Genomic DNA, 21987 nt, shown 5'->3' on the forward strand with positions numbered 1-21987 from the left:
TTTCGAGGGGACCATCAAGGCACCCCCGATGATGTTTATGCTTTATCCACGTCTACGAATACGTCCTGCTGTGCCGGGCCGCCAATCAGTAAGTCTGCAAGGTAGCCTTCGAAATAGCTTCCATCGCGGTCAGACAAGGCATTGACTGAGAAGCCCAGTCCGCGCGGTTTTGCGTAACCTGACTCTTCATGCAGCGGCTTGTTGAATTCGTAGTTTGTGTGCCCGTATTTTCCGGCGGGCTCGATTGTTTTGCCGTCGACTTTTACTGCTTTCGAACCATAAGCATCATGGCCAAAGCTGAAGTTGGCTCCGACGACACCCGGCTTGATGCCTGGAGTAACGAGCGCACGGCCCTTCACTTTAGAATTGTTGGATGAGATGTAAATCTCGTCGTCCGTCTTGATGCCTTTTTTCTTTGCGTCGATCGGGTTGATCCACAGATAGTTTTCCGGTTTCACTTCACGGAGCCATGCATTTCCTTCTGTGCGGTGCGTTGCCATATTCCTTGATTTCCAGTTGATGAACTGCAGCGGCTTGTTTGGCTTGTAGACTTCCCCGTCGTAAGTCTTGATTTCCTCTGCTACCGGTACGCCTTCAAAGAACTTGCCTGTGTAGGCACTCTTGAAGCCTGCAGCTTTTTCATCGTAAAAATAAACCTGTTTTGCCCATTGATACTTGAGTTTGTTGCCGATATATTCATCGCCTGCTGCCTCAAAGCGTCCGCCGCGATTCAATACATAGACGACTTTCTTCCATTCATCCGGTTTAACGGCATCTTTCAGCTTCTGGATGTCAAAATATTTACCGAGCGCTTTCTGCCTTGCTTTTTCAAAAATCGCCAGCTCTTCGGCATTTGCGTCCTTAACTGGTTTCTGGCCATCAAAGGCAATGTTTGCAATCCTTTTTAAATAGTAGTCTTCAGGCGTGTGTATCCCCGATCCGTCAGCGAGAGCATTATCGCCAACACCTGGCAGGCCCATTCCTTTTAGCAAATCGATGTACACTTGTTCAGTTGGACGCGCGTCAGGAACTACTCTCGTCACCGGCTGGATGACACCTGCGAATTTATGCTTTAGGATCGGGAAGATATCCTCCGCGTTCCAGCTTTCAAGGTAAGCAAGGTCCGGTAAAATAAAGTCTGCGTACTTTGAAGTCTCGCCGATAATTACGTCCGATGCTACAACAAGTTCAACAACTTTTGGGTCCCTGATGAACTTGGCCTGCATTTCTGATCTCGGTCCAGCCATGACCGGTGAAGTCCTGTTGATCAGCAATGCCCTGATTTTGTATGGATAGCCCTCTGCTGAGCTTGGAAGGACGTCATGGATCAGTTTATTTCCAAACGGGTACCATGGGCGCTTCGCAGGATAGCCATCTTTAGCGAATAATGATGTTTTTTCGTAAGGAACCTTATGCCGTGTGACCGGGATTCCCCAGCCTTTGTTTGCGTTCGGCACCGTTACTAGATCGTATTTCCCTTCGGTTGCTTTGTACTTGGCGCCAAGTACTGTGTCGCCGCCTTTCCAGTCATGGTTACCGACAAGGTGGTTGAGCATATTGATTGCCCTCACGCTGTAGTAGCCATTCGTGTGCATGGCTGGTCCTCGGTAAGAATGGATGCCGACCTTCTTGCCGTGGGATGTGAATTCACGGGCAATCTGGACAATCTGGTCAACTGGCACATCTGCCTGCTTTGCGTATTCTTCGATTGATTTTTCCATAACTCTGTCTTTAAAAATTCTGAAGACGGATTTTACTTCTATGCCATTAATCGTTGTAGCGATATCAAGCTCGCCATTTCTAGCTTTTGCATGTGAAACAGGCTTGCCGTTTTCGATGACCACAAACTCCTCGCCGCCGATTCCAAGGTCCTGTGCGCGGACGAACGGGCGCTTCTTATCCCCGACATTAACTAGGAAAGATGCATCGCTCCATGTTGTTTCTCCATCTTCATTTGCAGCTTCCTGGTTAGGGTTGCGAAGATAAATATCATCATGGCGATTGTTCTCAATAATCCAGCGGCACATTGCCATCGCAAGCGCGCCGTCGCCGCCCGGTTTTACCGGTACCCAGACATGCGCTTTCTCTGCTGTTTTGCTGAAGCGTGGATCGATGACGACCATTTTCATGCCGCGATCGATTGCGTTCGTGATTTGTGGAGCAAATGTGGTCGGCCCACGGTTTGCCACCATTGGGTTTGTTCCCCAGACGATAACCATTTCTGCGTTATCATAATCCGGAATCATGCGCTTCTTCGGCTTTTCGGAATCATGTGAGCGGACATTACCCATAACGCTTGTAATACCGCAATAACCCCCATGATCATAGTAGTTCGCCGTACCTAAGCTGCTTGCTGCGAGACGCTCGATGAATTCACGTCTATGTCCTGCCATGACAGCGATCTGATTCGCTTTTGGTCCAAGGTCCGGATGGTTCGTATCAATCAGGACATCCTTGTATTTTTTATCGAATTCAGCCTTTGTCATCTCTCCTGCTTTCTGCTTATCCCAATCAGCCATGACCGCTGCTTCCGGAACGTATTTCCACATTTCTTTCAACCCAGGTGTGCCAAGATCTTTACTGCCCTCAAGGATTTCCTTGTAAGCCTCTTCCCAGCTGACTGTTTTCCAGACGCCGCTTCCCCTCTCGCCAACGCGCTTCAACGGTTTCTGGATCCTGAATGTATCGTAGTTCGTCTGGATGCCGGCCTGCCCTTTCAAGCAGGTACGCCCGCCGCGGAGACCGCGTCCATTTTTCGCGACATCGCCAGTACCTTTTACAGCCTGTGATACCGGAGTATCGTAGTTGATATGGCCGATTTGTACCATGTTAATCGGGCTGTACTGGTTTCCGGCAATCTTGCGGACGATGGAGGAGTAAGCCCCGCCTGCAGCTCCGGCTGTGATATATGTTTTGATCGTACATGTCGCATTACACTGCTGACATGATGTGAAAATGACATTTTCAGCTGTATAGTTCTGGTAATCGGTGCCGGTTCCGTGTGGCTCATCAATCCAGACATCGCCCATTACCTGCTTGATTGGCCCAACGAATGCCGGACCGACAAACGCTACCGCTCCGAGCGTTCCAAGCGCTTTTAAAAATCCACGCCGTTTCATTGGTTTATTTTCCATTATGGCTCACCTCGTCAGAAGTTTCTTCGATTGGCAGCAGCAGCTCGCCGAATGAGTAGATTAATAGTCCCATCGCGACAACGCCGACACTTACCATCCATTCCTTGATTGTCGGTGCGTAATTGCCCCATGGCAGTTCGTGGAACACAGGCACCACCAGTGGAGGCAGAACGATATTGAAGCGGACGCCGATGATTCCGATGACGATCAGGACAGCGGCTGCGAGCAATGCGTTTACGTTCTGGCTTGTTTTTTTCCAGAAAACAATTGTGATCGGTATGACTGCTCCAAGGAACATTTGCACAATCCAGAACGACCACGCTTTTTCACTGGCCATCATCGTTGCCAGTGTATCGAGGTGCTCTGTCTCAAGACCGTACCAGCCAATCAGATATTCATAGAATTGAAGGCCAAGGTCGATGATCAGGAAGCCGACCATCAGTTTTGCCAGCGATACAACCATTCCTTGGTCAATTGGCTGCTTCTGCACCTTTTTCTTGATGATGTACATCGCTAAAAGAAGAGCCGTTCCCGAAACCATCGCGGATACGACGAAGATGATTGGGAATAAAGCTGTATGCCATGCCGGGCGTGCTTTTACAACAGCAAAGATGGTTCCAGTTCCGCCGTGGACCCCGAGGATCGCCAGCGGAATCCCGATTGTGCCGAGGATTTTCATCCACATATGGTCTCGCTTTTTCGTTGCAGCGTTGATGGTTGCATTCTTGAAGGTGATTAGTTTTGCAACAAAACCCTTCATTGTGTTCGTTTTTGCAGCGCGTACAAGGTCCTCCCTCATCGCGATATATAGCTCTACTGCTAAAAGACCGATGTATACGAGATAAAAGTGGACTTCCCATGCAAGCGGTGAAGTGACATTCCAGTAGATGATTGCGTTAAGCATACGCTCCGGGCGTCCAAGGTCCATCAGGACGAATGTCAGCGCTACGATCATACAGACTATAGCGGTAAAAAGCGCCGCCTTTCCGACTCTCTCGTATTCTTCCATCCCAAAAACATAGATCAATGTCGACAACAGGAACGAACCCGCACTCAAGCCGACAAAGAAAATATAGAATGCGATCCATGCTCCCCAAGGGGTGATGCTTGAAAGATTCGTTGCTGCCAAGCCTGTGATGAAACGTTCTACGATGAAATACCCGCCTATTAAGAATGCAATTGTCAGAGCAGATATCCATATTTTAAAAGCTTTTGATACTTGCAGATTTATTTTCGTTTTTGATGTACTTTTCTCTTTTAAATCAACCGCAAGATTGGCCATCGCCATTCCCTCCTATCTTAAATAAATTACGTTCGGATGCGTTCCAAGCTCTTCCTTCAAGCGGAATGCTCTAGGACTCGCAGCAAGCTTTGATACAACACTGTTCGGGTCACTGATGTCGCCGAAGAAGCGAGCATCTCCAATGCAGGTTTCCACGCATGCCGGCTCTTCGCCTCTTTGCAGACGATGGAAACAGAAGCTGCATTTACGGACCGTGCCGATTGGTGTCTTGCCTTTTTCACGGTTGCCGCGTTCGACGCCATATTCAGGACTTGTCACGTCATTAGCTCCCTGCATTTCCTGCTCATAGCTGTCGCCAAAATCAAATGAACGCGCTCCATACGGACAAGCAACAATGCAGTAACGGCAGCCGATGCAGCGGTCATTGTCGATCGCGACAATCCCGTTTTCCATTTTATAAGTCGCTCTCGTCGGACAAACCTGCGCACATGCTGGTTTGTCACACTGCATGCATGGCCTTGGAAGGTTGACAGCCTTGATGTTCGGGAACTCGCCTTCAAGTGATTCCATGACGACATTGTAGGAGATTCCAGGCGGCGTCCTGTTCTCTGCCTTGCAGCTGACCGTACAAGTATCACAGCCAACGCATTTTTTCAGGTCGATGACCATCGCCCATTTCGGACCGTCACCCTTCCTGATGTCTGGTCCATCAGCTGATGCATAATAGTTGCCGAATTCCTTAGTAAGTGATGAAGAATAAACTTTATGGAAGTCTTCTATTTTCAGTTTGCCGCTGATGACCTTCCTCGCGTCGCGTGCCATGTTCAGGCCAAGCTCTGTGTCATACTGTGATTCATCCATTTCTTTCCTGGCATCAGGCACCATCTTGTCGACGATTTTATCGTAATCTACCTTTTTCTCATTTGAAAAAAGACCCATTTTTTACTCACCTCTTTTTATGCATTTAGATTTCCTTTTTGATTTCCTTAATTTCTTTGATGTCGTCTGCGATATCGTCGGTAATATCGCTTGTCAGTTCACGAGTCGATTTCTTGAATTCCTTCAGCGTCTGGCCGAACGCCCTGCCGATTTCCGGAAGCTTTTTCGGACCAAAAATGATCAATGCCAATGTGAGTATTAATATCAAGCCGGGAATACCAATATTGGATAGCATAATGCCACATCCTTTTTATATTTTTTTCTTGCTTATATATAATGCAAGCTGCGTGCCAACTTTTTTGGCATGTGTTGTTTTGGAATCTTGGTGTGCTAGTATTCCTTGTGGGAGTAAGGCTGCGGGATTCGTGACACTTTTGTGAACAGAAAAAAGCGACTGAAACCGAATTTCCGGGTCGGTTTCAGCCGCTGGTTGTGTGCCATTTTGTCAGGGTATTGCAATTTTGGCATGTGACATTTTGGCATGGTGTGCAGGAATGGCATGGGTTGCAGATTGGAGGCTTAACCCCATAATGGAATACTTTTACCAGGGGTATAGATTCTCCCTTTCTTCTCACCGGATATGTTCAGATCCAAATGGGACAGCATTCTCCTCGCCTGGTGAATTGAGGATATTCCTAGGAAATCCCTAAATTGTCCGTTAGTAATCGACTGACCATTAATGAGAAAGTAATCTTTTAAAGCAGCAACATGGGCATCCCTTGAAGTATGGCCACATCTCTTACACCCCCATAGGCTATGAAATCTTTCCATGCCAAATGTATTGCAGGCGGGACACTCAACTCCTTTCTGCAATTCACCATAAGGAAGATTCAATGCATCTAAGTCTGGTATATATGGTTTATGTTTTTTGAGTAAAAGCTTAACTATTTTCTTAGCCTCTTGATCCGATATTATCTCTTTTTGATATTTTTCAAGGTAAGGATTGATTTTATAGAAGATGCCGGGGGACTTGAATACTCTTTGGCTAACTTCTTTGTTTTGGGTTGGATTTTTGATAATGGCTTGTGAATGGGTGATGGCAACGAACGGTTCTAACGGAGGCGGTGAATATTGATGACTGATTAAAAATGCTTTCAGTTGACGTGCTTGGATTTTCGTCTGGAGAACTGGATCAGGGTATACCTTTTCATTATCATTTAAATATTGGATCATTTGATTGAATTCAGGATAAAACTCCAGCGTTCCTGCATAATATTTTGAATCAATTAGTATGATTAATGAGTTTGAGATTAATAAGGAGTCTATTTGAAAGTGGGTATCGTTGAAGGGGATCCTGATATCGTTCAAAATGGTAAACTTAGAGTGGTCAATTTGAGAGATATGGTAATCTAATTCTTTTTCACCTTTGTAACCTGCCCGTTTCCGGGATAGTTTGTTCTCGAATTCTGCTTTTCGTGGATGATTTACCGGTAATCGCCTTATTATTGCCTCATAAATCTCTATTTCTTTTGGAATGGATCGATTTTTCGCTATCAAAAGCTTCACTCCTTCTTTGTAATGCTCTTATTATTCGATATTTAAGCTTAAATTACCTTCTAATTTATTGGTGAACATTTTTATTGGCGGAGTTCACAGTTTTATTGGCGATTATTTCAATTTATTGGCGAAAATAAATTTTTATTGGCGATTTCACTCTATTTATTGGCGAAAATCAAAATATATTGGCGAACTGGAAATTCCGAGCGTTTTTTTCCAGTTCGCCGCTTGCCTTCAAACATAATCTCCTAATCTCTCAACCCATATTGATCGATTTTCCGGTACAAATTCCGCACGCTGATGCCCAGCACGTCGGCCGCCTTTGTTTTGTTCCAGTTCATCTGCTTCAAGGCATTTTCGATGTGGACTTTTTCGACTTCTTCCAAAGAGCATAATGGAGAAAGCCGAACTTCTGCCTCAGCCTTGGTTTTCTCAGTGTGAGGGAGAAGTAAATCCTCTGCTCCGATCATGCTTCCTTTAGATAACAGGACACCGCGTTCAATCAGGTGGCTTAGCTCCCGGACATTTCCCGGAAAATCGTAATCTTCAAGGGCAGCGAAAGCTTCACTCGACAGTCGCTTCGATGGGTCTTTCGTTTTCCCGATGAAGTGCTCAATCAATGCTGGCAGGTCTCCCTTCCGTTCACGCAGCGGCGGAATCGTCAGCTTTACGACATTCAACCGGTAATACAGATCTTCGCGAAAACGTCCTTCAGCTACTTCTTTTTCCATGTCGCGGTTCGTGGCGGCAACGACGCGGACGCTAACATGCCGCTCCCGGACGTCACCCACTCGACGGAATTCGCCTGTCTCGAGGAAGCGCAGCAATTTTACCTGCAGCGCCAATGGCATTTCGCCAAGCTCATCCAAAAACAATGTGCCGCCTTTCGCTGCTTCGACAAGGCCTTTTTTATCCTGGCTCGCTCCAGTAAAAGCACCGCGGGCATGGCCGAACAGCTCGCTTTCCAACAGATGCTCAGGGAGTGCACCCGAATTCACCGGCACGAATGGTTCATCTGCACGGCAGCTCCAGTAATGGAGTGCTTTCGCAAACAGCTCCTTGCCGGTGCCGCTTTCGCCCTCAATCAGGACCGGCACCTCGCTGTCAGCAATCCTTCTCGTCATTTCAAGCACTTCTTTAAAATTGACACTGCCGCCAATGATATTGAACCCATTATGCTGGGCGATGATTTTTTTCATAGAGTCATTCTTTTCTTTTAGCGCTTTATTTTCCGCAGCCTTTCCAATCGTCAGTTCCAATTCTGATAGATTATAAGGCTTGGTAATATAATCGAAGGCGCCCACCTTCATCGCTTCAATTGCGGTATCAATTGTCCCGTGCCCGGTCAAAATCAGCACCTCGATATCTGGCTGGACATTCTTGGTTTTTTTTAAAAGCTCGATACCGTCCATACCAGGCAGCCTGATATCATAGACACCGATGTCGTATTCATTCTTTTTCACAAGTTCAAGGGCATCTTCGGCCGTGCCAGCGCTGTCCACGTCAAATCCCTTGCGCTTGAGCCTTCTTACCAAAAGCTCAAGCAAATCCTGTTCATCGTCAACGACTAACAATCTTGTTGCTGACATCGTAGCCCACCTCCATTGTTTCTTGTGCTGAGTTTCCGTGGCCATCTGTAATTTCAGATTTTCCTGCCTGATTTTCCACGCCTTGCCCAGCCTTCAAAGTACGCTCTGCTGGCAGCTGGATTTCTACTGTCGTTCCTTCTGACGGTTTGCTGTCAATAGTGATATTCCCGCCGAACTGCTGGATGATGCCGTAACAGACAGACAAGCCAAGACCGGTTCCTTTACCGATTGGCTTAGTCGTAAAGAATGGGTCGAACAGTTTATCCATCGCTTCAGCAGGGATTCCGTGCCCGCTGTCTGTTACTTTTATCGAAACCGCTTCTCCATTGCTTTCTGAAGCCGAAACAATCAGTTTTCCTTCGCTTTCCATCGCGTCGACTGCGTTATTGATCAGGTTGACGATGACCTGCATCAGTTTAAGGCCGTCACCGATTACAGCCGGCAGTCCTCTATCAACATGAAGTTCAAGTTGGATTCGCTGCTTTTTCAGCTGATGCTCGACAAGACTGACACTATTTTCAATGATTTCCTTCACACGAATCTGATCCTCTGTCCAATCATTTTTCCGGGAAAAATTAAGCAGGTTTCCGGTAATCCGTTTGCAGCGCTCGGTATTTTCCTTGATTTTACGAAGATAGTGTTCCATCTCCTCTTCATCAAGGTCCTCGTCGCCTGCCTGGATTCTGTCGATTAAATCCTCTGCGTATACATTGATCGTTGCCAACGGATTGTTGACTTCGTGGGCGAAGCTCGACGCCATGATGCCAAGTGCGCTCAGTTTATCCGTCTGAATCATTGTTTCTTCCATTTGTTTTTGCTCGGTGATATCCTCGAGCACGACGAGGAATTCTCCTTCTTCCTCAATCGCATGGTTGAGCGGAAATACCCTGTGCCTGAAGATCCGCTCGCCATTCGCGCCGTCCTTAAACTTCATGACCTCGTCGGCTATTTTATCAAGGTCCGGGCAGGTAATCGGACAGTTCAAGCAAGGGGCATTTTCCCCGCCAATCACAGCATAACAAGGCAGCGTCAACCGGTCCTCCTTCAGCCACCCTTTTAAGATTGGGTTCATCCAGGTGATCCGGTACTCTTTTGTCACGAGCGCCAGCCCGGCACCAATTCCGTTGACTACAACATCCAACCTTTCTTTCTCCTGTTCGAGGAGCCTTGATTTTTCCAGCAGCTCCTTACTCATATCATTGAAGGAATCAGCCAGTTTACCAAGCTCATCGGTCCGTTTCATTCTTACAGGGGAGATTTTCCGGCCTTGCTTCAAATTGTTCATTTCCCTGTCGATTGAAACAATTGGTCTGGTAAAATAAAGCCCTGCCCAAACGCTGATCAAGCTGACTGTTAAAATCAGCAATGCGACTGCACCTATGCCGCTTTGCAGCATCCTGTTGATTGGGGCAAATGCCGTTGTTTTCGGCTGCTCCATCACGAGCACCCAGTTTAAGTCTTCAATCTCAGCCGTTACACCAAGCTCATCCTGTCCGCCAGACGTCTGTTTTTGCCAGAGCTTGCTGTAATCCTGATGGGCAATGACCCGATCTTTATCATCGATTAAATAAATATATGAGGAATGATCCTGTCGCATTGACGAGATTTTCCCGATGATCTTCTGAAGCTGGACAACGACTCCGATTGCTTTTTTCGATTCACCTTCGTAAAAAGGGATCGCCAGTTTCATAACAGGCTGGCCGTATTGATTGAACTCCACCTGGCCATACACTCTGTCATGTGTTTGCAGTTGGAACCACATTTCATCCGTGAACCACCGTTCGTTATCCCCGGCAATATTGAGTTCGTATCGCGACACCCTTTTTTCCACAAAGCCTTTATCATCGACGATTATGACCTCTTCGACAGATTCGCTTTGCTGCAGGAGTTCATATAATGCGCTTTGTTTTTCATTCAATAGATTAAGAGATGCGAGGACATGGATTCGCTGGAATGTCTGGCTGAATTCATACTGAATTTCACGTGATAGATTTTCGAGCACCAGATGCTGTTTTTCCAGAATCCTCGTTTCCAGATCCGATTTTACAAAAGAGTAGTAAAATAAGCTGATCAGCAGCAACGGAATCGTCGACATTACCACACCAAATACAAGCACCTTGTTACGGATTGTCTGCGAGTGCAAGAAATCAATCAGCGCTCTCATCGCTTACTGCCTCCTTGTACTTCAGGGTGAATCAGCTCGGCGATATGCAGCAAATCCTGGTTATAGGCAACTCCAAGCGAATCCTTCGTTTGCTGGTTGACGACAAAACGAATGCCATCGGGCAGTTCGACAGGCAATTCCCCCGGCTTGTTTCCCTGAAGAATCAGGCTGACAAACCTTGATGCCTGGTAGCCCTGCGAATAAAAGCTGGATCCGTAGCTCGCAAGCAACCCTTTCTCTGCTTCAAAATCGTACAGTCCCATTGCCGGGGTTTTTTTCTCCTCTGTCAATTCCACAATCTCATCTGTCAGAGATTCAATCCTGAAACTTGGCAGGACAAGGATTGCCTCTCCATCATCAACCGTTTTCCATAGAGTATCCAGGCATTCCTTCGAGCTGGCATCGCATGGGGAAATCGCCACCCCCAAGTCCTTTGCCGCTTTCCTGGTTTCTTCAAGGCTCAATTTGCTGACATCAATTTTGCTGTCATAAATAACATGCACCCTGTCAATAGCGGGCACAAGTGACGTAAGCATCTCGAGACGCTTGCCAGAGATACTGGCGTGATAGTTATTGATACCGGTAAAAAGACCTCCTGGTGACTTGTAATCTTTTATCAATCCAAGTTCCTTCGGTGCAGCAAGACCTGCAAAAACTACCGGGATTTCAATGTTTTCCTCATCCATTCTTGCTTTCAGGCGCTGAGTTTCAATCCCGCCAAGCGTAACGATTAAATCAGGCTTTTTATCCAGCAGCTCATCGATTTGCTTGTCAATCAGCACTTCATCATCATGGGCATTCATTACTGTAAAATTAACTTCCTTAGCGCTATACCCGAGATCCTTCAATCCCGCTTCAAGTCCAGTAAACTTCTCATAGCGGTTTTCACCGATCATCAGGACACCTATCTCAACAGGCTCTTCTCCCCTGACTCCAAGAAAAGCATATATAATAGCCGAAATGGCAATCGTTGTCAGAAAAAAGAAATACCACTTTGTCTTCACAGTCTGCGCCTCCAATTCCAGTATTCACTTCCACTATAACGGAAAAAGTAACGTAGCCATCTTGCAAAAAAGGATAATTTTATGAACGTATAAGGGTATATATTTATTTCAGCCCAAAATAAAAAAGGTTCCCCTCATATAGAGGAGAACCTGAGTCTTAATCTTCTTTTCTTTCAACTGCATGGCCGCCAAATTCGTTTCTTAGAGCAGCAACGACTTTTCCTGTGAAAGTGTCATCTTCAAGTGAGCGGTAGCGCATCATTAGTGACAGCGCGATAACTGGTGCTGCTGTTTGCAGGTCCAGAGCCGTTTCGACTGTCCATTTCCCCTCGCCTGATGAATGCATGACGCCTTTGATGCTTTCAAGCTTTGGCTCTTTAGAGAACGCATTTTCCATCAATTCCATCAGCCAGCTGCGGATGACGGATCCGTGGTTCCATACGCGAGAAACTTCTTTGTAGTCATAATCGAACGGGCTCTTCTCAAGGATTTCAAATCCTTCCGCGATCGCCTGCATCATACCGTACTCAATACCGTTATGTACCATTTTCAAGAAATGGCCGCTTCCAACCTTACCTGTGTATAGGTAGCCTTTTTCAATCGAAATATCCTTGAAGATTGGTTCAACATGCGCGAAAACTTCAGCATCGCCGCCGATCATCGTGCAGGCACCGTTACGAGCACCTTCCATTCCGCCGCTTGTACCAACATCCATGAATTGAATGCCTGCTGCTGAAAGCTTTTCAGCACGTCGAAGTGTGTCCTTGTAATTTGAATTGCCGCCATCAATCAAGATGTCTCCCTCTTCAAGGAAAGGCTTGAACTTTTCGATGACCTGGTCAATTAAATCGCCAGCAGGAATCATCAGCCAGATCACACGCGGCTTTGGCAGCATGTCCACCATTGTTTTATAATCTGCAGCAATCTCAGCACCTTCTGCTTTGATTTTCTGCATCGCTTCTTCATTAATATCGTTTGCCACAACCTCATGGCCGTTTTCCATCAAATTTAATACCAAGTTATAGCCCATTTTACCAAGGCCAACCATTCCTAGTTTCACGTAGATGCACTCCTTTTTCGTTTAAAATGCTATTTGTTGTTAGTTTATCGAACCGCTTCTCATTTACGAAAAGAACTTTATACAAAGATAGTATCAAATATTTTTTCATATGTATATCTAAAATAAGAAAATAATTTTCACACCTAATATCTTTTGATCGAAATGGCTTCCCTGATTTTTTGCAAGTTATCAAGAGTTTGTTCTTGCCTGCGAACTGAAACCGCTACATGAAGCACATCAATCAAACTTAATTGGACCAGCCTGGATGCTAATGCCTCTGATCGGAATAACGTTTCGCGTGAGGTCGTGTACAAAACGTGATCTGCTTCCTTGGATAAAGGAGACTTAAAATGACTTGTGATAGCGATTGTCACTGCTCCATTAGCTTTTGCAATCCTGAGTGCTTCTATGACATCTTTATTGCTGCCGCTATGTGAAATTCCAACGGCCGCCTGGCCAGGACCGAGAAGCGCGGCGGAAATGATTTGCTGGTGTCCGTCACTGTGCGCATTGCAATTGATGCCTGTCCTTAGAAACTTATGATAAGCATCGAGTGCGATTGCTGACGATCCACCTGATCCATAAAAATCAATCCTCGTTGCTGTTACAAGCACATCGATAATGCTCTCAAGAACCTTTTCATCCAAAAGTTTCAGTGTACCTTTCATTGCTTCGATATGCCCGGCAAAAACCTTTTCTGCAAGAGTTACCACTTGATCTTCTTGCTTTATTTCTTCATGGATATTCTTGATCGGTTCCACAACTTCACTCGCAAGCGCAATTTTAAAAGCTTGATAGCCCCGGAATCCAAGCCTTTTGCAAAAACGGAAAATCGTTGCCTCTGCGACAGAAGCATTCTCCGAAAACTCGGTGATTGATAAATGGATGATTTCCTTCGGATTGGTCAGGATATAATCCGCTACCGTCTTCTCCTTGGAGGAAAGCGACGAGTAGATGGCTTTAATTTTAACGATGACATTCTGCCCATTTAGCTCACTGGCCATTTTATTGCCTCCTTTTTGATGCGAATAAACCACAATGATTTTCATTATTGTTAGTTGAAGGTGAAAATTTTTTTCATTTCCTTTATAAAAACAGGGCCAAACTCATGTTCAGCCCGCATCATTGTTAATCCTGTTCCGTCAAGATGACCGGACCGTCTTTGGTGATCGCAATGGTATGTTCATACTGCGCGGACAGCTCGCCGTCCACGGTTCTAGCTGTCCAGCCGTTAGAATCCATCTTCGTTTTCCACTCGCCGATATTGACCATTGGTTCGATGGTGAATACCATACCTTCCTTCAGCCTTGGCCCCTTGCCTGGCAGTCCATAGTGAGGGATATCAGGCTTCTCATGAATCACCGAGCCGATACCGTGGCCGATAAATTCACGGACAACCGAAAAACCTTCCGCTTCCACATAGGACTGGATCGCATGGCCAATATCGCCAACTCGATTGCCAGGTACTGATGCTGCAATACCTCGATATAATGCCTCTTTTGTTACATCAAGCAGCTTTTGTGACTGTTCACTTATATTCCCAACTGCATAGCTCCATGCCGAATCTGCCAGTGCACCGTTCAGTTTGACGACCATATCAATCGTGACAATATCGCCATCATTCAACACTTCTTTTCTAGGAAAGCCATGGCAGACCTCATCATTGATGCTGGCGCACGTTGCATATTGATAGTTACGGTAACCTTTCTGCTCAGGTGTGGCACCATGCTTTTTCAAATAATCCTCGACAAACTGATCAATTTCCCAGGTGGTTACCCCCGGCTTGATCCGTTTGCGCAACTCTTTATGCACGGAAGCGAGCAGCTCGCCCGCTGCCTTCATATTTTCAATCTCACGTGCCGATTTTAAAACAATCATTCCGTCATCTCCCCGAATCAATTCAATTCTATATTATCTTATATGAATAAATTCGCAAAATGAACCGGATGATGGCGCATTTCAACTTCAATCTTGCTTTTTTAAAAAAATTATAGTTGTTTCCATACACAATCAGCTGCAACAGTGTTTTTTGGTCAGTTTCACATCCTTTTTTTTAGAGATTCCACAACTTATTGGCGAAAAAATTATTTTATTGGCGATTTTCTCTAACTTATTGGCGATAATCAGATTTTATTGGCGATAACCTGCAACTTATTGGCGATAATCCAAATTTATTGGCGATAATCCAAATTTATTGGCGAACTGGAAATTCCGCGTGTTTTTTTCCAGTTTTCCGTCACAAGCAACCGTCAATAAAAAACCCTCCTGCCTAAGCAAAAGGGTTTCTCACCAATATTATTGCAACACTTTTAATGCTTCGCGATTGAATGCCGGGATATCTTTCGGTTCCCTGCTGGTCACGAGCTGATTGCAGCAGACGACGACTTCTTTGTCCATATATTTTGCTCCGGCATATTCCATGTCCACGCGGATTGATTTATAGCCGGTCGCTCCTCTGCCTTCGAGCGTTTTCGCGGTAAGCAGCAGCTGCGGTCCATGGCAGATGGCGAAGACTGGTTTCTTCTCGTCCATGAATGCTTTGGCGAATTGCACGAATCGCTCGTCTTCACGCAGCTTGTCTGGGGAAAAGCCTCCAGGGATGAACAGTGCATCGAAATCTTCCGGCTTGACGTTATCGATGCTTTCATCAATTTTAACCTCGGCTTTTTCTTGCTTTCCTGTTACGGTTTTGCCTTGTTCCTTTTCAATCGTCACTACTTCATGGCCCGCTTCTGTAAAAGCACGTGATGGCTCAAGGTATTCTACATCTTCAAATAAATCGGTTATTAAACAGGCAATTTTTTTACCCATATATTCAACATCTCCTTTTTTAAAAATCTCCACTATTAAAATTCCCTGTCTTCCGCTTGTAAAACATCTAATATAAGTTCCAATATTTTGTATAAAAACATACCAAAAGACCTATCTTATAACAAAAATAAAAAAACATTTTATATTTCCACCATTCAACTATAATTTAATTTAGGACATCAATAGGGAGAGAAGGCACCATGAAATTTAGTTATGTCAATGTAATGGAAGAGGTCGTTTCCACTCTTGTCAATGTGTTGATGATGAGCCCTGATTACCAGACCTTCTGTAATTGCCAGAAGTGCCGGAATGATATCATTGCCATCAGCCTGAACACTCTTCCAAGTCACTACGTCACTACAGAAGATGGCCGGAAGATGGTTTACGAACAACTTAATACCCAGGAAAACAGAACCTGGATCAATAAAAGAATTATCAGTGCCATCCATCTTGTCGGCAAATACCCGAAGCATTAAATCAGGAAAATAAGCAATCAACTTTTCCAATAGCTGATCTACAAATAAAAGCTGCCAATTGACAACCCGGTTAACCGGGAACCCATCAATTGGCAGCTTCTTTTTTTCTTATAAAGACTGTTGGGTATCCATCCGTCTGGCAAAATCAACGAAACGGAACTTGTCAGGGCGGTGCCTTGACTCGGTATATTGGAACAGGGTAGCGTCATCAAAATAAATATAGTTTTTCACGATAACAATTGCATTAAACCCATCCATATCAAGGAGTTTTCTGTCCTCGGTACTTGGTTCTTCTACTGTGAATTCCTTTTTCGCAAAGCTGATTTTCTTCTCCAGTCTCCCTTCGATATACTCAAATATCGAGTTTTCACAAGTCACACGAGATAATCCTGGCACATGCTTTTCTACGAGAAAATCCTTGTCGAGGATCACTCGTTCTTCATCAATATGCCGTACTCTTTTTACTTTCCAAACCTTTTCATCATCCTCAACATTTAATTCCCTGGCAATTTCCCGGCCTGCCAATTCGAGAGTGAACTCTTCCACAGTCGTTTTCGCCTTTCCACCCATGTTCTCCGCGAGTTCTTTAAAACTGATCAATCCGGAAATCGGAAACTGATGTCTTTTTAAATCCAGCACAAGTGAACCCTTGCCGCGAATTTTTTGGATGAATCCATTTTGCGCAAGAAGATTCAGTGCTTTGCGGATGGTTTCCCTGGACGTTTGGTACATATCCGCAAATTCATTCTCTGATGGCAAAATCGTTTTAGGAGGATAATGACCTTCCTGGATCTGTTTCGAAATCTCTTCATAGATCAATAAATACTTCTTCTGCATAACATCACCCGTACCTTGTCTGATTGCTACCATTTTACCTTGTTTATGCCCTTTTGAACACAATTGACAATTGTGTTTGTAATTTTCTATGAATCTTCATAAAATAATGTACAACTGTAATCACAATGACCGATATAAAAGCGATAAGTTTTTTCCCAACATAATTTTTCATAAAAGCGGACCCAAAAAACTTTAATGTTGGTTATAATTGTTCTATAAGTCGTTCTCAATATGGAACTATTTTATCAGATTTGTTATGATATAACTATAAATTGATAAGGTGTGTGGATAACAGTGATCGGTGAACGCGTCAAGAAACTTCGACAAGAAAAAAGAATGTCCTTATCTGAACTGGCAGAGCAAGCTGGCGTGGCAAAATCATATTTGAGCTCTTTGGAGCGAAACCTTCAAACAAATCCTTCAATCCAATTTTTAGAAAAGATAGCAGGAGTATTGGATGTACCAGTAGACCACCTGATCCATGAACAACCTGACAAAGAAAACATGGATTCTGATTGGGTCAATCTTGTAAAAGAAGCAATGGATTCTGGTATCACAAAAGACCAGTTCCGTGAGTTTCTGGAATTCAATAAATGGAGACTCCACAATAAATAAACCTCAATGGACAGCCTAAGCTGTCCGTTTTTTATTATGGATGTTTTCGCATTGTTTGTGGCTTTTCATCCTTCGCCGCATATACGAAAAGAGCCTTTATTATAGGCTGTTTTCGTAAAGAGTGTTGTTAAAATCCTAAAGCCGATTTTAACGGAATATATACCCATTTTGCAGGTCTGTAATAAGTTTGCATGCTCTTTTCTCACAAAAGGGTCAACTTTACGAAGGAATATAGGTAATTCAATCCTATTTTGTAGTCAAATAGCAACAAAGTTTGAGAAAAGAGCCTTTATTAAAAAATAAAAAGCACCTCTAAAAGAGCTGCTCGATGGCAATTCCGTTTTCTATGTAAAGATCCACTTGCTTATTTGTTGGTCTTCGTTAAAAACTCCCTGATTTCTTCTTTGTTTATCCCCATCTCTAATGCTTCCATTATAAGCTGCATCCATTCTGTATCCAATTCTTCGAAAACTACCTGTTCTTTAATCAAGTTCTTCCCCCCAAAATACAGTTAGTATTCCAGGCAGTCCGGCCATCATAGTACATCGCACCTTAGATCCGTGACTTTGCGTCCTAGTTTTTCAACAAGTTTGCCTTTTTCTGTATCTTTCTACTCACTTTTTTACTCTTAATGTCATTGTATATTGTTCTATATATTTAACATGTAAATATTTGTCGGCAAGAATAGAAGTATTTATTCTCTTTTCTTCCAAAGAATTACAAAATCATGGCATTACAGTGCTATTATCTGAAAATTAAAATCATTCACTTATAGATTTTTGTCATATTATAGCTCTAATTGTTGAACTCTTTTTTTAAAATAACCCCCATAAACTTGAGACGATCCTATAGATGGCCAGTTTTCTTATACATTTGCTTTTTTAAATGCGGTAAAATTGCCACTTTTTCAAGACTGATGGCATTAAAAAACGGGTATCTCGTTAAATCATTTCCGCAAATCGGGCAGAGCCACTCTCCAACCTCACTGCTGCTAAACGAAGGACGGTTACAACGATCACAATTTTTTCTGTACACGGCCATCAAGCCCCTTTTAAAAGAAATTTGTTACTATATTCCATTCGAGTATAGTCCATTTGTATCAATTCTGAAAAAGTCTAAAATATCGCTAATTTTCTTAAAAAAGAACAAAAACCGTTCTTTTTCAAGAAATCCCTCTGTTTATCTCAGTTTCTTGTATTTTTAAAAGAACTGATTTGTTCGTTATAATGAATTAATAGATGAATAAAAAGGAGATTCTCTTATGACGGTTGGAGAGAAAATAAAAAGTTTAAGGCTTGAAAAAAAGTATTCCATTAGTGAACTCTCTGAAAAAGCAAATGTTTCCAAATCCTATCTCAGTTATATCGAGAGAGGGATCCAGGGAAATCCATCGCTTCAGGTATTGTCCCGCCTGGCAGACAACTTGGATACAAGTGTTGAGTATTTGATGGGAAAGCAAAACATGAAAGCTGCCAGGATGCCTGTTGATGAGGAATGGGTTGGACTCGTTGATGAAGCTATAAAAAACGGAATCAGCAAAGAAGATTTTGCTTATTATCTGGATTTCATGAAGTTTAAGAGCAGGAGAAAACGGGATTAGCAGTTAAGTATTTATATAAATTACAATGCAAAACGGCGCTTTAGAACAAGTATTTTCCAGAGGCTTTGGATCTGACTGTTTGCACACCCAAAAAAAGAACCAGCCTTATAGGCTGATTCTCTGTTTGGCCAGGCTGGCTGCAATCTTTGCCCCCACCCTTGCATTATTTTTCACAAGTGCGATATTCGCAACAAGGCTTTTCCCATCTGTTAATTCTTTCACCTTCCCAAGAAGGAATGGAGTTACCTGCTTGCCGCCGATTTGTTTTTCGATGGCTTCATCCAGGGCTTTTTCGATCACATTGGCGATAAAACTCTCCTCCAAGGCGTCTTCTTCTGGAATTGGATTAGCCACGACGACTCCTCCAACAAGACCCAGTTCCCATTTGGTTTCGATCATCTCTGCTATAGCTTCTGGTGTATCAAGCCGGAAGTTGACATTGTATGGACTTGTACGCGTGTAAAAGGCTGGCAGTGAGTCTGTTCCAAAACCTATAACAGGAACTCCCTGAGTCTCTAGGTATTCAAGCGTGAGTCCCAGGTCAAGAATAGACTTGGCACCGGCACATACAACAGCGACATTCGTTTTGGCAAGCTCCTGCAGGTCTGCAGAAATATCCATTGTTGTTTCTGCTTCGCGATGTACGCCGCCTATTCCGCCGGTCACAAACACTTCAATCTTTGCGAGCTCTGCGCAAATCATCGTTGCCGCCACCGTTGTCGCTCCATTTTTCTTTGTGGATAACAAATACGGCAAGTCCCGCCGGCTCGCCTTCTCAACATCTCTGCTCTGCCCCAGGTACTCAAGCTCTTCATCTGACAAGCCAATTTTTATTTTTCCATCGAGGATGGCAATGGTTGCAGGTACCGCTCCATTTTCACGGATGATTTGTTCTACTTCTCTCGCTGTGTGGACATTCTGTGGATAAGGCATCCCATGTGAAATAATTGTTGATTCCAGGGCGACGACCGGTTTGCCTGCTTTTTTCGCTTCTGTAACTTCCTGTGAATATTCAAGCCACTTTTCCAGCATGGTGTACCTCGCTTATTTAAAGTTTTGTTTATATGTCTCTAGTAATTGTTTATTATTCAAAATCGGATTTACTGTCTCTATCGATTGCAGCGTCAAGATGGAACAGGCCATGCCAATTTTGCAAGCATCCTCTGTCTGGATGCCATTTATATGGGCATATATGATTCCTGCAACGAGTGAATCTCCTGCTCCTGTTACATCGATAACAGAAATTGCCGGGGGAATCAGAACCCCTGCTTCACCTTTTGAAGTAAAGTAAATCAGGCCCTTGTCTCCGCGGCTGATGACAACCTTCTCTACACCTTTATGTATAATCAACTCTGCTGCCTTAAAGTAGTCGCCTTCAGTATTGATCCTGATGCCCGCAATGGCTTCTGCCTCATCTTTATTGGCTATCAGCCATGTCACACCTAACAAGCTCTGCGGAATCTTCTTTGCTTTTGGGGATGAAACGGGAGTGATACAAAGCTGTATGTCCTCATTCCGGCACCGGTCAATAATTCTTGCAAGGACATCTGCCGGGAAATTTGTATCCAGCATAATGAGGTCTGATGAAGCAAAATAGCCCCATTTGCGATCGATGAAATCAGGAGTGATAGAATCATAGATTGACATTTCCGCTAACGCTACCGTCATCTCTCCCTCATTATCCAGCACTGCCGTATAAGCTCCAGTCGACTGTCCCTTAAGCGTTTCTGATGGCTCCACGTCCGCAAATGCCTTTGTATATTCCATAAGCCAGTGGCCTTCGTGGTCATCACCGACTACTGTCAGTATGCTTACATCACTTCCAAGTCTGCCCATATTCTCCCCGATATTCCTGGCAACCCCTCCGCATGATTTAGAGCTTTCAGCCGGGTTCGAAGTGTGAAGCTCCAGAACACCCTTCGACCATATTTTGCGGTCGACATTTGCTCCTCCCACACACAGTACCTGGCGTCTTTCCGGTAAAATATATGCCCGTCCAATAAGCTTTCCTTGCTTTATTAAAGAAGAAATATAGCCGGCAACTTCGGAACGCGATAAATCTGTCTTCGCAGCAAGATCAATCTGTGAAATGAACGGATCCTCTTTAATCAGTTTTAAAATAAGAGCCTCTTTTTCGTTCATGTTGCGCACCTCGCTATTTCCAAAATATTGCTTACACTTAAATTTTAAACCTTTATCTGAATATACACAACTTTATTAATATTTGTTCACTTTTTAAAAAAGGTATTTATACAATTCATTAAAGCTTGAAGGATTGTCACAAAATCGTCATAAAAACAATATGCTTCTCACGCTTTTCCCTTTGATTTTTCGCATTTTAATCACAACTCCCTGATAGGATTAAAATCGATCAAAGGAGGAGATTTTATGAAGAAATTTTTTGCTATCATGGTGGCATTATTTTTAATGATAATCGTTTCTGCCTGCGGAAATGAAGCGGCTGAAAATGAGCAAAAAAACGGTCAGGAAATTGCGGCAACTGAAGTGAAACACGATGATGATGACCATGCGGATGGTCCTCATGAACCAGGTGCTGACGATGTTTGTGCATTCTGCAATATGAAAGTATATGAGAAAGCTGATCCAATGGGAGTCTTCACAGCACAGGCCAAAACGAAAGACGGAGAGTATGTTTTTTTTGATGACTCTGGCTGTCTATTAAATATCACTAGACGTGATGATATTGAATTCGAGGAGAAATGGGTCCGTGATTATATCACCTCTGAGTGGGTCGAGGCTGATTCTGCAACTCCTGTAAAAGCAGACCTTAAGACACCTATGAAATACGGCTACGCATTCTTCAAACACAACGAAAGCGCCGAAAAATTCATATCAGAAAACAGCGACAAGAATCCTGCGATGGCAACATGGGAGCAAATCGACCAGATTGCAAACGAACGCTATATGAAAAAAATGAAGATGAATAGCGACAGCATGGATAAGGATAAGGACAGCGAAATGGATGGAGATAGCGAAGAGGAAAGCGGCCTTTAATGG

Annotated in this window: 20 protein-coding genes and 1 riboswitch; of the genes, 4 read left to right on the top strand and 16 right to left on the bottom strand. The window is 44.0% G+C overall.

What is annotated here, in order from left to right:
- Window positions 1-35: 35 nt before the first annotated feature.
- The 12 genes from TY49_RS20125 to TY49_RS20180 all read right to left on the bottom strand — a co-directional run bounded on the left by TY49_RS20125 (window position 36) and on the right by TY49_RS20180 (window position 15441).
- Window positions 36-3134 carry a molybdopterin-dependent oxidoreductase gene (locus TY49_RS20125; RefSeq protein ID WP_041967696.1) on the bottom strand — a complete coding sequence of 1033 codons (3099 nt, stop codon included), beginning with the start codon at window positions 3132-3134 and terminating at the stop codon, window positions 36-38.
- Window positions 3124-4416 (bottom strand): NrfD/PsrC family molybdoenzyme membrane anchor subunit, encoded by a 1293-nt coding sequence (gene nrfD / locus TY49_RS20130; protein ID WP_052442246.1) that lies wholly within the window; start codon window positions 4414-4416, stop codon window positions 3124-3126. Before nrfD ends, TY49_RS20125 begins: the two co-directional genes overlap by 11 nt.
- 12 nt (window positions 4417-4428) lie before the next feature.
- Window positions 4429-5316, bottom strand: a complete 888-nt coding sequence (locus TY49_RS20135) for a 4Fe-4S dicluster domain-containing protein (RefSeq protein ID WP_041967697.1) — start codon at window positions 5314-5316, stop codon at window positions 4429-4431.
- 25 nt (window positions 5317-5341) lie between these two features.
- Window positions 5342-5551, bottom strand: coding sequence for a twin-arginine translocase TatA/TatE family subunit (gene tatA / locus TY49_RS20140; protein ID WP_041967698.1), 210 nt, complete (start codon window positions 5549-5551; stop codon window positions 5342-5344).
- Window positions 5552-5835: 284 nt separating this feature from the next.
- Entirely contained in the window at window positions 5836-6813 is a 978-nt protein-coding gene (locus TY49_RS20145) for a nuclease-related domain-containing protein (protein WP_041967699.1), read from the bottom strand.
- A 248-nt stretch (window positions 6814-7061) separates the two neighbouring features.
- Window positions 7062-8402, bottom strand: a complete 1341-nt coding sequence (locus TY49_RS20150; protein ID WP_041967700.1) for a sigma-54-dependent transcriptional regulator — start codon at window positions 8400-8402, stop codon at window positions 7062-7064.
- Window positions 8374-10566 carry an ATP-binding protein gene (locus tag TY49_RS20155; RefSeq protein WP_084135553.1) on the bottom strand — a complete coding sequence of 731 codons (2193 nt, stop codon included), beginning with the start codon at window positions 10564-10566 and terminating at the stop codon, window positions 8374-8376. The genes TY49_RS20150 and TY49_RS20155 overlap by 29 nt, the downstream gene beginning before the upstream one ends.
- Window positions 10563-11570: an ABC transporter substrate-binding protein gene (locus TY49_RS20160; RefSeq protein ID WP_041967701.1), complete on the bottom strand. Its 1008-nt coding sequence runs from the start codon at window positions 11568-11570 to the stop codon at window positions 10563-10565. The genes TY49_RS20155 and TY49_RS20160 overlap by 4 nt, the downstream gene beginning before the upstream one ends.
- Window positions 11571-11727: 157 nt before the next feature.
- Window positions 11728-12630 (bottom strand): phosphogluconate dehydrogenase (NAD(+)-dependent, decarboxylating), encoded by a 903-nt coding sequence (gene gnd, locus TY49_RS20165; protein ID WP_041967702.1) that lies wholly within the window; start codon window positions 12628-12630, stop codon window positions 11728-11730.
- Between the two features lie 143 nt (window positions 12631-12773).
- The gene (locus TY49_RS20170; protein WP_041967703.1) at window positions 12774-13634 is read right to left on the bottom strand and encodes a MurR/RpiR family transcriptional regulator; all 861 of its coding nucleotides are present in this window, start codon (window positions 13632-13634) and stop codon (window positions 12774-12776) included.
- A gap of 124 nt (window positions 13635-13758) precedes the next feature.
- Entirely contained in the window at window positions 13759-14508 is a 750-nt protein-coding gene (gene map / locus TY49_RS20175; protein ID WP_041967704.1) for a type I methionyl aminopeptidase, read from the bottom strand.
- Window positions 14509-14925: 417 nt separating this feature from the next.
- Window positions 14926-15441: a type 1 glutamine amidotransferase domain-containing protein gene (locus TY49_RS20180; RefSeq protein ID WP_041967725.1), complete on the bottom strand. Its 516-nt coding sequence runs from the start codon at window positions 15439-15441 to the stop codon at window positions 14926-14928.
- Window positions 15442-15641: 200 nt separating this feature from the next.
- Here TY49_RS20180 and TY49_RS20185 point away from each other — a divergent pair, with 200 nt between their 5' ends.
- Window positions 15642-15917, top strand: coding sequence for a late competence development ComFB family protein (locus TY49_RS20185; RefSeq protein ID WP_041967705.1), 276 nt, complete (start codon window positions 15642-15644; stop codon window positions 15915-15917).
- A 108-nt stretch (window positions 15918-16025) separates the two neighbouring features.
- Here TY49_RS20185 and treR read toward each other — a convergent pair whose 3' ends face one another.
- On the bottom strand, window positions 16026-16754 hold the full coding sequence (gene treR, locus TY49_RS20190; protein WP_084135554.1) for a trehalose operon repressor: 729 nt from the start codon (window positions 16752-16754) through the stop codon (window positions 16026-16028).
- A gap of 294 nt (window positions 16755-17048) precedes the next feature.
- Here treR and TY49_RS20195 point away from each other — a divergent pair, with 294 nt between their 5' ends.
- Window positions 17049-17369 carry a helix-turn-helix domain-containing protein gene (locus TY49_RS20195; RefSeq protein WP_041967707.1) on the top strand — a complete coding sequence of 107 codons (321 nt, stop codon included), beginning with the start codon at window positions 17049-17051 and terminating at the stop codon, window positions 17367-17369.
- 364 nt (window positions 17370-17733) lie between these two features.
- On the opposite strand, the gene TY49_RS24370 is transcribed toward TY49_RS20195, so the two are convergent.
- Window positions 17734-17859 (bottom strand): anti-repressor SinI family protein, encoded by a 126-nt coding sequence (locus TY49_RS24370; protein ID WP_084135555.1) that lies wholly within the window; start codon window positions 17857-17859, stop codon window positions 17734-17736.
- Window positions 17860-17888: 29 nt separating this feature from the next.
- Window positions 17889-17974, bottom strand: a riboswitch (cyclic di-GMP riboswitch).
- Window positions 17975-18630: 656 nt separating this feature from the next.
- Between TY49_RS24370 and TY49_RS20200 the strand changes: the two genes are divergently transcribed.
- Window positions 18631-18969, top strand: coding sequence for a helix-turn-helix domain-containing protein (locus TY49_RS20200; protein WP_041967708.1), 339 nt, complete (start codon window positions 18631-18633; stop codon window positions 18967-18969).
- A gap of 105 nt (window positions 18970-19074) precedes the next feature.
- On the opposite strand, the gene TY49_RS20205 is transcribed toward TY49_RS20200, so the two are convergent.
- On the bottom strand, window positions 19075-20001 hold the full coding sequence (locus tag TY49_RS20205) for a pseudouridine-5'-phosphate glycosidase (RefSeq protein ID WP_041967709.1): 927 nt from the start codon (window positions 19999-20001) through the stop codon (window positions 19075-19077).
- A 12-nt stretch (window positions 20002-20013) separates the two neighbouring features.
- Window positions 20014-21111 carry a carbohydrate kinase gene (locus TY49_RS20210; RefSeq protein WP_041967710.1) on the bottom strand — a complete coding sequence of 366 codons (1098 nt, stop codon included), beginning with the start codon at window positions 21109-21111 and terminating at the stop codon, window positions 20014-20016.
- 246 nt (window positions 21112-21357) lie between these two features.
- Here TY49_RS20210 and TY49_RS20215 point away from each other — a divergent pair, with 246 nt between their 5' ends.
- Window positions 21358-21984 carry a nitrous oxide reductase accessory protein NosL gene (locus tag TY49_RS20215; protein WP_041967711.1) on the top strand — a complete coding sequence of 209 codons (627 nt, stop codon included), beginning with the start codon at window positions 21358-21360 and terminating at the stop codon, window positions 21982-21984.
- Window positions 21985-21987 lie beyond the last annotated feature (3 nt).

The sequence above is a fragment of the Mesobacillus selenatarsenatis SF-1 genome (assembly GCF_000813125.1).
Classification (GTDB): domain Bacteria; phylum Bacillota; class Bacilli; order Bacillales; family Cytobacillaceae; genus Mesobacillus; species Mesobacillus selenatarsenatis.